This is a genomic window from Pseudomonas putida (assembly GCF_002741075.1).
GTDB classification, from domain to species: domain Bacteria; phylum Pseudomonadota; class Gammaproteobacteria; order Pseudomonadales; family Pseudomonadaceae; genus Aquipseudomonas; species Aquipseudomonas putida_T.
In genome coordinates, this window is the sequence record NZ_CP016634.1 from 4,619,735 (window position 1) to 4,633,423 (window position 13,689).

Here is a 13,689-nt window from a genome sequence, read left to right on the forward strand (position 1 = left end):
TGAAGCCTTCGCGGGCAAACCCGCCTTCACAAGCCCAGCGAAGCAGCTATAGAAGCGGACTTACCCGCAAAAAGATCGCAGCCGACCCAGAAGCTCTTACTTGTTCGTGTGGTACGCCGCGTCAGCGGTTTCAAAGCGCGAAACCATGCTGCTCGACGGGCTGCCCAGCTTGCTCACCACAACGATGGCGATGCTGGCGAACAGGAAGCCCGGGATGATTTCGTACAGCCCCATGCCGACATAGTTCTTCCACAGGATCACCGTCAGGGCGCCGATAACGATACCGGCCAGCGCGCCATTGCGGGTCATGCCCTTCCACAGCACGGAGATCAGCACGACTGGGCCGAAGGCTGCGCCGAAGCCGGCCCAGGCGTAGGCCACCAGGCCCAGCACGCGGTTTTCCGGATTGGAGGCCATGGCGATGGCGATCAGGGCCACGGCCAGGACCATCAGGCGACCGACCCAGACCAGCTCACGCTGCGAGGCATTCTTGCGCAGGAAGGATTTGTAGAAGTCTTCGGTCAGGGCGCTGGAGCACACCAGCAGCTGGCAGCTCAGGGTGCTCATTACCGCAGCCAGGATGGCCGACAGCAGGACACCGGCAACCCATGGATTGAACAGGATCTTGGCCAGCTCGATGAACACGCGCTCGTGGTTCTCGGTGACAGGACCGGCGACCTCGGGGTGAGCCGAGAAGTAGGCGATACCGAAGAAACCGACGGCACAGGTACCGGCCAGGCACAGGATCATCCAGGTCATGGAGATACGACGGGCCTTGGCGATCGACTTGACCGAGTCAGCGGCCATGAAGCGCGCCAGGATGTGCGGCTGACCGAAATAGCCCAGGCCCCAACCCATCAGCGAGATGATGCCGATGAAGGTCGCACCGCGGAACATGTCGAAGTTGGCAGGGTTCTGCGCTTCGATGGCCAGGAAGGTGGCGTCGAAGCCGCCGGTGGAGATCAGCACGATGATCGGGGTGAGGATCAGGGCGAAGATCATCAGCGAAGCTTGTACGGTGTCGGTCCAGCTCACCGCCAGGAAGCCACCGACGAAGGTGTAGGCGATGGTGGCGGCAGCGCCTGCCCACAGGGCGGTCTCGTACGACATGCCGAAGGTGCTTTCGAACAGGCGGGCACCAGCGACGATGCCGGAAGCGCAGTAGATGGTGAAGAACACCAGGATGACGATGGCCGAGATGACGCGCAGCAGGCCGCTGTTGTCTTCAAAGCGGCTGGAGAAGTAGTCCGGCAGAGTCAGGGCGTCGCCGTTGTACTCGGTCTGCACACGCAGGCGGCCTGCGACGAACAACCAGTTGAGGTAGGCACCGACGGTCAGGCCGATGGCGATCCAGGCTTCGGAAAGACCTGCGAAGTAGATGGCGCCCGGCAGGCCCATCAGCAGCCAGCCGCTCATGTCGGAGGCGCCGGCTGAAAGCGCGGTGACCACGCTACCGAGGCTGCGTCCGCCCAGGATGTAGTCGGAGAGGTTTTTGGTGGAGCGATAGGCGGCGAAGCCGATCAGCACCATTACCGCAATGTAGATCACGAAGGTGATCGTGAGTGGATTGCCCATGGTTGTGCCCTGGCGTTGTTTTTATGTCTTGCGACCGCCGGCAAGGCGGTTGCACCTAGGCGGCGCATCCTATGCAACAACATGAACGAGGTGCAACCCTTTTTCATTTGCAAGTTGCACCTACACCTGCATTTTCAGACAAAACCGCTTCTTTGCGCCTTTTTGTTTCAAAAACCGGGGTTTTCATAAGAAAAAGCACCAAGAAAGTCCATTTTCATGCCAGCGAAGAAACCGTCGGACGAGTTGCACCTACGCCGATCAAAAAACGGGTTGCACCCGGTTGCACCCGGATTGTCCTACAGCTAATCTTGCCCCAGCTTAGGCCACATCCGTGGCAATAACGAGGATAAGAAATGGCGACGACCACCCTTGGGGTCAAACTCGACGACCCGACCCGTGAGCGACTCAAAGCAGCCGCGCAGTCCATTGACCGCACGCCGCATTGGTTGATCAAGCAGGCGATCTTCAACTACCTGGAGAAGCTCGAGGGTGGCGCCACCCTGAACGAACTCAACGGCCATGCCGCCAGCCTGAGCGACGATGCCGGCGACGTCCAGCCCGACCACAGCCATCAGTGCTTCCTCGAGTTCGCCGAAAGCATTCTGCCGCAATCGGTCCTGCGCTCGGCCATTACCGCCGCCTACCGCCGCCCCGAGCCCGAAGTGGTGCCGATGCTGCTGGAGCAGGCGCGCCTTTCCACCGAGCAAGCCGAGGCCACCAACAAGCTCGCTGCCGGCATTGCCGAAAAACTGCGCAACCAGAAGAGCGCCAGCGGCCGCGCCGGCATCGTCCAGGGCCTGCTGCAGGAGTTCTCCCTGTCGTCCCAGGAAGGCGTGGCACTGATGTGCCTGGCCGAAGCGCTGCTGCGCATTCCGGACAAAGGCACCCGGGACGCCCTGATCCGCGACAAGATCAGCACCGGCAACTGGCAGCCACACCTGGGCAACAGCCCGTCGCTGTTCGTCAATGCCGCCACCTGGGGCCTGCTGCTGACCGGCAAGCTGGTCTCCACCCACAACGAATCCGGCCTGACCTCCTCGCTCACCCGCATCATCGGCAAGAGCGGCGAGCCGATGATCCGCAAGGGCGTCGACATGGCCATGCGCCTGATGGGCGAGCAGTTCGTCACCGGCGAGACCATCGCCGAAGCCCTGGCCAACGCCAGCAAGTTCGAAGCCAAGGGCTTCCGCTACTCCTACGACATGCTCGGCGAGGCCGCCCTGACCGAGCACGACGCCCAGAAGTACCTGGCCTCCTACGAGCAGGCGATCCACTCGATCGGCAAAGCTTCTCACGGCCGTGGCATCTATGAAGGCCCGGGCATCTCCATCAAGCTCTCCGCCCTGCACCCGCGCTACAGCCGCGCCCAATACGAGCGTGTGATGGAAGAGCTCTACCCGCGCCTGCTGTCGCTGACCCAACTGGCCAAGCAGTACGACATCGGCCTGAACATCGACGCCGAGGAAGCCGACCGCCTGGAGCTGTCCCTGGACCTGCTCGAGCGCCTGTGCTTCGAACCCTCGCTGGCTGGCTGGAACGGCATCGGTTTCGTCATCCAGGCCTACCAGAAGCGCTGCCCGTACGTGATCGACTACGTCATCGACCTGGCCAAGCGCAGCCGCCACCGCCTGATGATTCGCCTGGTCAAGGGCGCCTACTGGGACAGCGAGATCAAACGCGCCCAGGTCGAAGGCCTGGAAGGCTACCCGGTCTATACCCGCAAGGTTTACACCGACGTTTCCTACATCGCATGCGCCCGCAAGCTGCTGTCGGTGCCGGAAGCCATCTATCCGCAGTTCGCCACCCACAACGCCCACACCCTGTCGGCCATCTACCACATCGCCGGCCAGAACTACTACCCGGGCCAGTACGAGTTCCAGTGCCTGCATGGCATGGGCGAGCCGCTGTACGAGCAGGTGGTGGGCAAGGTCTCCGAAGGCAAGCTGAACCGTCCGTGCCGCGTGTACGCCCCGGTCGGCACCCACGAAACCCTGCTGGCCTACCTGGTCCGTCGCCTGCTGGAAAACGGAGCAAACACCTCGTTCGTCAACCGCATCGCCGACCACTCGATCTCCATCCAGGAACTGGTCGCCGACCCGGTCGCCAGCATCGAGCGCATGGGGACCCAGGAAGGCAGCATCGGCCTGCCGCACCCGCGCATTCCGATGCCGCGTGAGCTGTATGGCAGCGAGCGGGCCAACTCGGCCGGCATCGACATGGCCAACGAACATCGCCTGGCGTCGCTGTCCTGCGCCCTACTGGCCACTGCCCACAATGACTGGAAGGCTGCCCCTCTGCTGGCCTGCGCTGCCAGTGAGCAGCCAGCCGCGCAGGTGCTCAACCCGGCCGATCATCGTGATGTCGTCGGCCACGTGCAGGAAGCCACCGTCGAGGACGTCGACAATGCCATCCAATGCGCGCTCAATGCCGCGCCAATCTGGCAGGCCACACCGCCCGCCGAACGCGCCGCGATCCTCGAACGCGCCGCGGACCTGATGGAAGCCGATATCCAACCGCTGATGGGCCTGCTGGTGCGCGAAGCCGGCAAGACCTACGCCAACGCCATCGCCGAAGTGCGCGAGGCAGTGGACTTCCTGCGTTACTACGCGGTGCAGGCACGCAACGACTTCAGCAACGACAGCTGCCGCCCGCTGGGTCCGGTGGTGTGCATCAGCCCGTGGAACTTCCCGCTGGCGATCTTCTCCGGCCAGGTGGCCGCCGCCCTGGCCGCGGGCAACCCGGTCCTGGCCAAGCCTGCCGAACAGACCCCGCTGGTCGCCGCCCAGGCCGTGCGCCTGCTGCTCGAAGCCGGCATCCCTGAAGGCGTACTGCAACTGCTGCCAGGCCGCGGCGAAACCGTCGGTGCCGGCCTGGTCGGTGACGAGCGCGTCAAGGGCGTGATGTTCACCGGTTCCACCGAAGTCGCTCGCCTGCTGCAACGCAACATCGCAGGCCGCCTGGACAACCAGGGCCGCCCGATCCCGCTGATCGCCGAAACCGGCGGCCAGAACGCCATGATCGTGGACTCCTCGGCCCTCACCGAGCAGGTGGTGATCGACGTGGTGTCCTCCGCGTTCGACAGCGCCGGCCAACGTTGCTCGGCCCTGCGCGTGCTGTGCCTGCAGGAAGATTCCGCCGACCGCGTGATCGAGATGCTCAAGGGCGCCATGGCCGAAAGCCGCCTGGGCAACCCCGAGCGCCTGTCCGTGGACATCGGCCCGGTCATCGACGCCGAAGCGAAAGCTGGTATCGAGAAGCACATCCAGGGCATGCGCGACAAAGGCCGCTCGGTTTATCAGGTCGCCATCGCCGAAGGCGAAGAGATCAAGCGCGGCACCTTCGTGATGCCAACCCTGATCGAGCTGGAAAGCTTCGACGAGCTCAAGCGCGAGATCTTCGGTCCGGTCCTGCACGTGGTGCGCTACAACCGCAACGACCTCAACCAGCTGATCGAGCAGATCAACGCCTCCGGCTACGGCCTGACCCTGGGCGTACATACCCGCATCGACGAGACCATCGCCAAGGTGGTGGACAACGTCAACGCTGGCAACATGTACGTCAACCGCAACATTGTCGGTGCCGTGGTCGGCGTCCAGCCGTTCGGTGGTGAAGGCCTGTCCGGCACCGGTCCGAAAGCGGGTGGCCCGCTGTACCTGTACCGCCTGCTGTCGACCCGTCCGGCCGACGCCATCGCCCGCCACTTCCAGCGTGTCGACGGCGAAGGCAAGGTCGACACTGTCCTGCGCGACCAGCTGATCAAGCCGCTGCAGACCCTCAAGACCTGGGCCGCCAGCAGCCAGCTGGGCGACCTGGCCAACCTGTGCGAACAGTTCGCCGCCCAGTCCCAGAGCGGTATCAGCCGCGTGCTGCCCGGCCCGACCGGCGAGCGCAACACCTACACCGTGCTGCCACGTGAGCACGTGCTGTGCCTGGCCGACAACGACGGCGATCTGCTGGCTCAACTGGCTGCCGTACTGGCCGTGGGCAGCTCGGCGGTATGGGTCGACGCGGAGCCTGCCAAGAGCCTGCGCGCCCGCCTGCCGAAGGAGCTGCAAGCGAAGGTCAAGCTGGTGGCCGACTGGCAGAAGGACGAAGTCGCCTTCGACGCCGTCATCCACCACGGCGACTCCGACCAATTGCGCGGCGTCTGCGAGCAGGTAGCCAAGCGCGCCGGTGCCATCGTCGGTGTCCACGGCCTCTCGAGCGGCGACCACCAGATCGCCCTGGAGCGCCTGGTAATCGAGCGCGCGGTGAGCGTCAACACCGCAGCGGCAGGTGGCAACGCCAGCCTGATGACCATCGGCTGATTCACACGCTGAACAAAAAAGGAGAGCTTCGGCTCTCCTTTTTTTATCTGTGACATTGAGTCAGGCGACTATCTGCCTTCTACCAAAGAACCAGAGCGTCCAGATTTTGAACAGTTCGCACGCCAGCACGATCAAAAAGAACATCAACGGATGGGCTGACGCTTGGTACCCCTCGTACAGGTAAAGGACCGAAACGGAGGGAATGAACAAGAGCAACCTGACAGGCAATTGCAACCCCACCAGCCATTTCACGCCATTGCGCTGAGCGAAGAACAGCACACAACTGACGCCCACTGACACCAGCAGGCCCAGGCGCAAGGCAAAAAGCACAGCGGTCGCCATACCTTCGTCGCTGGCGACCATGGGAATCCGTAGCGCATCGGAAACGAATGGAACCCTGCCACTGGCGATCGCTTTGAACACGTAGTCGATTAACAACAGGGCATCGAACGCGCCCCAGCACCACCAGCTGATCCGTCTGCTGTTCATAACAAGATTTACCTTTTGACGATCGTTGAGCACGGGAGTCCACAGCCCGCGGGCGTGTACCGTGAAAGCTTCACGCCACACGTTATTTCCTCCACCTGCAAAGTGCGAGGCTGCCATAATGACGTCGCGCGGTTCAAGGCAGGCAATTTCACCTGCCTGAGCGCGCAAGAGGGGTGGTTCTAAAGGGGGAGCCACCGCGCACCGGAGGTTCCCGCATGTTCGATTCCAGCGCCCTGCTGCGCCAGCGCTTCGCCGCACTGCGCAGTTCGGCCGAGTTGTTTTCCCTACGCCATGTGAAGCAGTCGCACCAGAGTCTGTCGGTGCGTCGCAATGTGGCCGAGCCACCGTTCTTCAGCCAGGACGAAGGCGCCATGCTCACCGTGCGCGTCAAGGGCGTGGAGGCCTATGCAGCCACTGCCGACCTGTCCCAGGCCGGCCTGCAAAGCGCCCTCGAACAGGCCGAGTCGCTGGCTCGCACGATTGCCGCTCACAGCCTGCTGGACCTGAGCGGGCAGCCGGTGGCCAGCGAGCGCCATGATCATATCTCGCCTCACTTCGACCAACCGCTACCCAGCCTTGCCGAGTGCCTGGAACTGCTCGCCGCCGAATCGGCCAGCGTGCCCAAGGACAGTCGCCTGGTGGATTGGCAGGCGAGCCTGGGCATCAGCCTGGTCGAGCAGACCTACCTCAACTCCGCCGGTGCCGAGTTGCGCCATGCCCAGCGCTTCCTGTTCCCGGGCCTGGGCGTGACCGCCAGCGACGGCCAGGACAGCCAGAGCCGCAGCCTCGGCCGAGAGAACTTCGGCCAGCAAGGCGGTTTCGAGGTCATCGAGCGCTGCGGCCTGGTCGGTGCGGCCCGACGCATTGCCGACGAAGCCCTGCAGTTGCTGCTCGCGCCCAATACCCCCAGCGGCCCGCGCGATCTGCTGCTGATGCCGGACCAGATGATGCTGCAGATCCACGAATCCATTGGCCACCCACTGGAAATGGACCGCATCCTGGGCGACGAGCGTAACTACGCCGGTACCAGCTTCGTGAAGGCGAGCGATTTCGGCCACCTGCAATACGGCTCTAAGCTGCTCAACGTGACCTTCGATCCGACGATCGGCGAAGAGCTGGCCAGTTACAGCTTCGATGACGACGGCACTGCAGCGAGCAAGCAGTTTCTGATCCGCGACGGGCTGCTGCTGCGCCCCTTGGGTGGCGCCTTGTCGCAATACCGCTCGGGCCTGGACGGCGTAGCCAACAGCCGGGCCTGTGGCTGGAACCGCGCACCAATCGACCGCATGGCCAACCTCAACATCGAGCCGGGTGATAAGTCACTGGCGCAGCTGATCGGCGGCATCGAGCACGGCATTCTCATGCGCACCAACCGCTCCTGGTCCATCGACGACGCACGCAACAAATTCCAGTTCGGCTGCGAGTGGGGCCAGTTGATCGAGAACGGCGAGCTCAAGGGCGTGGTGAAGAACCCCAACTACCGCGGCATCTCCGCGCAGTTCTGGGGCAATCTGGTCGCCGTGGGCGATCGCAGCACCTTCCAGGTGCTCGGCACGCCCAATTGCGGCAAGGGCGAGCCCAATCAGGTGGTACGGGTCGGCCACGCCTCGCCGGCGTGCGTGTTCCGCCAGATCGACGTATTCGGAGGAGACGCCTGATGAGCGCCACGCCCCAGCAACGCTTCGAGGACCTCACAGGCGCCCTGCGCGACGCTCTGCAGGCCGGCGAACAGTTCACCCTTGGCTACAGCGCCGAGCACTCGCAGTTCATCCGCTTCAACCATGCCCGCGTGCGTCAGGCGGGTGAAGTCACCCAGGCCAGCGCGCATTTACGCCTGATCCACGACGGGCGCCAGGCCGAGCAGCACTTCACCCTGGGCGACGACCCGCAGTTGGACCGCCAACGCCTGCACGAGGCGCTGGCCCAATTGCGCCAGATCCTGCCGCTGCTGCCTGCCGACCCGTACCTGCGCCTGGACGAAAGCCCTTGGCACAGCCATAGCCTGCAAGCGCAGCCGCTGCCGGACTGCGCTGATGTCCTGGGCCTGATCGAGCGCGAAGCGGGCGAGCTGGACCTGGTCGGCATCTATGCCGCAGGCCCCATTTGCCGGGGCTTTGCCAGTTCCTTCGGCGCCTTTGGCTGGCATCAGGCCAACAGTTTCAACTTCGACTGGAGCTTGTTCCATGCCAATGGCCAGGCAGTAAAAGCCAACTACGCAGGCAACGCATGGGAGAGCGAAGCCCTGGTGTCACGCCTGCGCCAATCCCGAGAGCAACTGGAGTTCCTTGGCCGTCCGGCAATCATCCTCAAGCCCGGCAGCTACCGCGCCTACCTGGCACCGGCAGCCATGGACGAGATCGCCGGCATGCTCTGCTGGGGTGGTTTTTCCGCCCAGGCCCTGGCCACAGGCAACAGCGCGCTGCAACGCCTGTACAACGGCGATGCCAGTCTCAGCCCGCAGGTCAGCTTCGACGAGCAGGTCAGCGGCTCGCTCAGCCCACCGTTCTCCAATGAAGGCTCGCCACGCCATGACGTTCGACTGATTCGCGACGGCCGTGCACAAGCACGTCTGATCAGTGCACGCAGCGCTGCGGAATTCGAGTTGCAGGCCAACGGCGCCGACAGCTTCGAGTCGCCTTGCGCATTGAGCCTGGCGCCGGGGCAATTACCGTCGGCGCAGATCCTCGAGCGACTCGGCACAGGCCTGTACATCAGCAATCTCTGGTACCTGAACTACTCGGACCTGCCCGCCGCCCGCATGACCGGCCTGACCCGCTTCGCTACCTTCTGGGTGCAGGATGGCAGCATCCAGGGCCCGGTCGGCACCATGCGCTTCGACGATAGCCTGTACAACTTGCTGGGCAGCCAGCTGGAGGAGCTGACGTGCGAACGGGAGCTGATCCTGTCGACCAGCACCTACGGTCAGCGCAGCACCGGGTCGAGTCATTTGCCAGGGGCGTTGGTCAAAGGCCTGACCCTGACATTGTGATCGGCCCCTTCGCGGGTAAACCTGCTCCTACAGGTTTGTACTGCCCCCAGGAAGTTCTTGAGGTTTACCGATACCTCTGTGGGATCGGGTTTACCCGCGAAGAGGCCCGCACAGGTAACACAAGACAGAGAGGTAGCTGATGCCCGAACGCGCCCCGCTGGACCCCATCACCGCCCGCTGGATCCCCTGGGTGGTGGCCATCGCCTTCTTCATGCAGTCCCTGGACGGCACCATCCTCAATACCGCCCTGCCCGCCATGGCGCGCTCCCTGGCCGAAGACCCCTTGCGCATGCAGGGCGTGATCATCGCCTACATGCTCACCGTGGCCCTGCTGATCCCCGCCTCTGGCTGGATCGCCGACCGGTTCGGCACTAAGCGCATCTTCTTCAGCGCCATCCTGCTGTTCAGCCTCGGCTCACTGCTGTGCGCCATGGCCAACAGCCTCACCTTCCTGATCCTGGCGCGGGTCATCCAGGGCCTGGGCGGTGCACTGATGCTGCCGGTCGGGCGGCTGGTGGTGCTGCGCGCCTACCCGCGCTCGGAACTGGTGCGAATCATGAGCTTCATCACCATTCCCGGCCTGCTCGGCCCGCTGCTGGGCCCTACCCTAGGCGGCTGGCTGGTGGAAATACTCACTTGGCACTGGATCTTCCTGCTCAACTTGCCGGTGGGTGCGCTGGGCTGCTATGCCGTGTGGAAGTTCATCCCCGACCTGCGCGGCGCCGAGCGCACCGCCTTCGACGGCCCTGGGTTTCTCCTGTTCGGCGCCGCGATGGTGCTCATCACCATCGCCATGGAAGGCCTGGGTGAGCTGCACCTGCCGCACCTGCGGGTCATGTTGCTGTTGTTCGCCGGCATGGCCTGCCTGGCCGCCTATTGGCTACGGGCGGGGCGCGACCCTCAGCCGCTGTTTTCGCCCAGCCTGTTCCGGGTGCGCACCTTCGCCATCGGCATCCTCGGCAACCTGTTCGCGCGTCTGGGCAGTGGAGCCCTGCCGTTCTTGGTGCCGCTGTTGCTGCAGGTAGCACTGGGCTATTCGCCCGCCGAAGCCGGCATGAGCATGATCCCGCTGGCCGCCGCAGCCATGCTCGCCAAATCCATCGCACGGCCGCTGATCGAACGCTTCGGCTACCGCATCATCCTCACCGGCAACACCCTGCTGCTTGGCCTGCTGCTGGCCAGCCTGGGGCTGGTGGACGCGGATACGCCCTACGCCCTGCTGCTCGCGCAACTGGCGCTGCTCGGGGCCGTGAACTCCATGCAGTTCACGGCCATGAACACCGTGACCCTGATTGACCTGGACGACGCCAGCGCCAGCAGCGGCAACAGCTTGCTGTCGGTGGTCGCGCAACTGTCCCTGAGCCTGGGGGTGGCCTGCGCCGGCGCCTTGCTCGGCGGTTTCACCGCTGCCGGCAGCGCCGAGGGCGTGGAAAGTACCTTGGGCGCCTTCCAGCTGACCTTCCTGACCATCGGCCTGATGGCCATGCTGGCGGCGGCGATTTTCCTGCAGCTGTCGCCGACGGACGGAAGGCGTGCCCGTCGTCAGGAAGCACACATGGAGTCGTAGGGCGAATGGCCACGGGGCTGGTAGACTGTGCGGCATTTTTCGCTTCGCAACGCAGGCCCGCCTCGTGACCACCGATTCCACCGCCTTTGCCACTCTGCCGCTGTCCGCCGCCATGCTGGCCAACCTGGACGCCCTCGGCTACACCTCGATGACGCCGATCCAGGCCCAGAGCCTGCCGGTCATCCTCAGGGGCCAGGACCTGATCGCCCAGGCCAAGACCGGCAGCGGCAAGACCGCCGCCTTCGGTATCGGCCTGCTCAACCCGATCAACCCGCGTTACTTCGGCTGCCAGGCGCTGGTGCTGTGCCCGACCCGCGAGCTGGCCGACCAGGTGGCCAAGGAGCTGCGCCGCCTGGCCCGTGCCGAGGACAACATCAAGATCCTCACGCTGTGTGGCGGCGTTTCGCTCGGCCCGCAGATCGCCTCGCTGGAGCATGGCGCACACATCATCGTCGGCACCCCTGGCCGTATCCAGCAGCATCTGGACAAAGGCACCCTGGTGCTCGACGGGCTCAACACCCTGGTGCTCGATGAAGCCGACCGCATGCTCGACATGGGCTTCTTCGATGCCATCGCCAGCATCATCGGCAAAACCCCGTCGCGCCGCCAGACCCTGCTGTTCTCGGCCACCTACCCAGCCGGCATCGAGCAGTTGGCCGCCGAATTCATGCGCAAGCCGCAGCAGGTGAAGGTCGAGAGCCTGCACGCCGACAACCAGATCGAGCAGCACTTCATCGAGATCGACCCACAGCAGCGCCTGGAGGCCGTCACCCGCGTGCTTGGCCACTTCCGCCCGCAGTCGTGCGTGGCGTTCTGCTTCACCAAGCAGCAGTGCGAGGACGTAGTCGCCCACCTCACTGCCAAGGGCATCGTTGCCCAGGCTCTGCACGGGGATCTGGAACAACGCGACCGCGACCAAGTGTTGACGATGTTCGCCAACCGCAGCAGTTCGGTACTGGTGGCCACCGACGTGGCGGCCCGCGGCCTGGACATCGACGGGCTGGACATGGTGATCAACGTCGAACTGGCCCGTGACCCCGAGATCCACGTACACCGCGTCGGCCGCACCGGCCGCGCCGGTGAAAAGGGCATCGCCATCAGCCTGGTCGCCCCTGCCGAGGGCCACCGCGCCCAGGCCATCGAAGACTTGCAGAAGCGCCCGCTGCGCTGGGAGCAGCTCGACAGCCTCAAGCACAAGGGGGGCGAGCCGCTGCTGCCGCTCATGACCACCCTGTGCATCGCCGCTGGCCGCAAGGACAAGCTGCGTCCAGGCGACATCCTCGGCGCCCTGACCGGCGACGCCGGCATCCCAGGCAAGCAGGTGGGCAAGATTGCCATCTTCGACTTCCAGGCCTTCGTGGCGGTGGAGCGTGCTGTGGCCAAACAGGCCATGCAGCGCCTGAACAGCGGCAAGATCAAGGGTCGGTCCCTGAAAGTCCGTATCATCTAAAAATTTGCACGACGCCTGTGGAAGCGGGTTTACCCGCGAATGCGATGGTGGGCTCACTGCCGCCTTCGCGGGTAAACCCGCTCCCACTGGGGCCAGTGTGTCATTTCAGAAAAGGTTTACACCGTGCATTCCACCGACGTGATCATCATCGGCGCTGGCGCCGCCGGCCTGATGTGCGCCCAGCTCACCGCCCGCCGTGGCCGCCGGGTGCTGGTGCTCGACCACGCCAACAAGCCGGGCAAGAAGATCCTCATGTCCGGGGGCGGTCGCTGCAACTTCACCAACATGTACACTGAGCCGGCCAACTTCCTCTCGCAGAACACGCACTTCTGCAAGTCGGCCTTGGCCCGCTATACCCAGTGGGATTTCATCGAGCTGGTGTGCAAGCACGGCGTGCCGTACCACGAGAAGAAGCTCGGCCAGCTGTTCTGTGACAACAAGTCCAGCGACATCCTCGACATGCTGCTCGCCGAATGCGACGAAGCCGGCGCCGAGATACACATGCAAACCAGCATCGAGCAGATCGAAAAGACCGCCGAAGGCTATCGCCTTCAGACCTCCACCGGCCCTTTCGCCTGCCAGTCCCTGGTGATCGCCACCGGCGGGCTGTCGATCCCGACCTTGGGTGCCACCGGCTTTGGCTACCAGGTCGCCCGACAGTTTGGACATACCCTACTGCCGACCCGCGCAGGCCTGGTGCCTTTCACCATCACCGAGCCCCAACTCAAGGCCCTGTGTACCGAACTCTCCGGCACTTCGCTGGACTGTGTCGCCAGTTGCAACGGCACCCGCTTCCGGGAAAACCTGCTCTTCACCCACCGCGGCCTGAGTGGCCCGGCGATCCTGCAGATTTCCTCGTTCTGGGAGGCCGGCGACACGGTGGAGATCAACCTGCTGCCTGATCGTGACGCCCTGAGCTGGCTGCAACAGCAGCAGGCCGAGCGCCCCAACAGCGAGCTCAAGACCCTGCTGGGCGAAGTCTTCACCCGTAAGCTGGCCAACCTGCTGGCCGAGCAGTGGTTCGTGTCCAAGCCGATGAAGCAGTACACCCCGGCCGAACTGGCCCAGGTGGCCGACAAGCTCTCGGCCTGGCAACTGGTGCCGGCCGGCACCGAAGGCTATCGCACCGCGGAGGTCACGCTCGGCGGCGTCGATACCCGCGAGGTGTCGTCCAAGACCATGGAGTCGCTCAAGAGCCCGGGGCTGTATTTCATCGGCGAAGTGCTCGACGTCACCGGTCATCTGGGCGGGTTCAATTTCCAGTGGGCCTGGGCCTCGGCCAACGCTGCGGCGCAGTTCGTGTAGAGTAGAA

8 protein-coding genes are annotated in these 13,689 nt (G+C 64.3%); 6 read left to right on the forward strand and 2 right to left on the reverse strand.

Annotation, left to right across the window (positions count from 1 at the left end):
• Positions 1-96 precede the first annotated feature (96 nt).
• The gene (gene putP, locus IEC33019_RS21590) at positions 97-1,575 is read right to left on the reverse strand and encodes a sodium/proline symporter PutP (RefSeq protein ID WP_070090524.1); all 1,479 of its coding nucleotides are present in this window, start codon (positions 1,573-1,575) and stop codon (positions 97-99) included.
• Positions 1,576-1,928: 353 nt separating this feature from the next.
• Between putP and putA the strand changes: the two genes are divergently transcribed.
• Positions 1,929-5,882: a trifunctional transcriptional regulator/proline dehydrogenase/L-glutamate gamma-semialdehyde dehydrogenase gene (putA, locus tag IEC33019_RS21595; RefSeq protein ID WP_070090525.1), complete on the forward strand. Its 3,954-nt coding sequence runs from the start codon at positions 1,929-1,931 to the stop codon at positions 5,880-5,882.
• Positions 5,883-5,942: 60 nt separating this feature from the next.
• On the opposite strand, the gene IEC33019_RS21600 is transcribed toward putA, so the two are convergent.
• Positions 5,943-6,452 (reverse strand): hypothetical protein, encoded by a 510-nt coding sequence (locus IEC33019_RS21600; RefSeq protein ID WP_139139847.1) that lies wholly within the window; start codon positions 6,450-6,452, stop codon positions 5,943-5,945.
• Positions 6,453-6,586: 134 nt separating this feature from the next.
• Between IEC33019_RS21600 and IEC33019_RS21605 the strand changes: the two genes are divergently transcribed.
• From IEC33019_RS21605 to IEC33019_RS21625, 5 genes are all read left to right on the forward strand, one after another.
• Complete coding sequence (locus tag IEC33019_RS21605; RefSeq protein WP_070090527.1) at positions 6,587-8,029, forward strand: TldD/PmbA family protein; 1,443 nt, start codon at positions 6,587-6,589, stop codon at positions 8,027-8,029.
• Positions 8,029-9,360 carry a TldD/PmbA family protein gene (locus tag IEC33019_RS21610; RefSeq protein ID WP_070090528.1) on the forward strand — a complete coding sequence of 444 codons (1,332 nt, stop codon included), beginning with the start codon at positions 8,029-8,031 and terminating at the stop codon, positions 9,358-9,360. The genes IEC33019_RS21605 and IEC33019_RS21610 overlap by 1 nt, the downstream gene beginning before the upstream one ends.
• A gap of 139 nt (positions 9,361-9,499) precedes the next feature.
• Positions 9,500-10,927, forward strand: coding sequence for a multidrug transporter subunit MdtD (gene mdtD, locus IEC33019_RS21615; RefSeq protein WP_070090529.1), 1,428 nt, complete (start codon positions 9,500-9,502; stop codon positions 10,925-10,927).
• Between the two features lie 112 nt (positions 10,928-11,039).
• Positions 11,040-12,377 (forward strand): ATP-dependent RNA helicase DbpA, encoded by a 1,338-nt coding sequence (gene dbpA / locus IEC33019_RS21620; RefSeq protein ID WP_244509662.1) that lies wholly within the window; start codon positions 11,040-11,042, stop codon positions 12,375-12,377.
• Between the two features lie 123 nt (positions 12,378-12,500).
• Positions 12,501-13,682, forward strand: a complete 1,182-nt coding sequence (locus tag IEC33019_RS21625; RefSeq protein WP_070090531.1) for an NAD(P)/FAD-dependent oxidoreductase — start codon at positions 12,501-12,503, stop codon at positions 13,680-13,682.
• Positions 13,683-13,689 lie beyond the last annotated feature (7 nt).

Bases quoted from the DNA above. Each gene is read 5' to 3' on its own strand.
- mdtD (WP_070090529.1), top strand. From the start codon at position 9,500: ATGCCCGAACGCGCCCCGCTGGACCCCATCACCGCCCGCTGGATCCCC.
- dbpA (WP_244509662.1), top strand. From the start codon at position 11,040: ATGCTGGCCAACCTGGACGCCCTCGGCTACACCTCGATGACGCCGATC.
- IEC33019_RS21605 (WP_070090527.1), top strand. From the start codon at position 6,587: ATGTTCGATTCCAGCGCCCTGCTGCGCCAGCGCTTCGCCGCACTGCGC.
- IEC33019_RS21610 (WP_070090528.1), top strand. From the start codon at position 8,029: ATGAGCGCCACGCCCCAGCAACGCTTCGAGGACCTCACAGGCGCCCTG.
- putA (WP_070090525.1), top strand. From the start codon at position 1,929: ATGGCGACGACCACCCTTGGGGTCAAACTCGACGACCCGACCCGTGAG.
- putP (WP_070090524.1), bottom strand. From the start codon at position 1,575: ATGGGCAATCCACTCACGATCACCTTCGTGATCTACATTGCGGTAATG.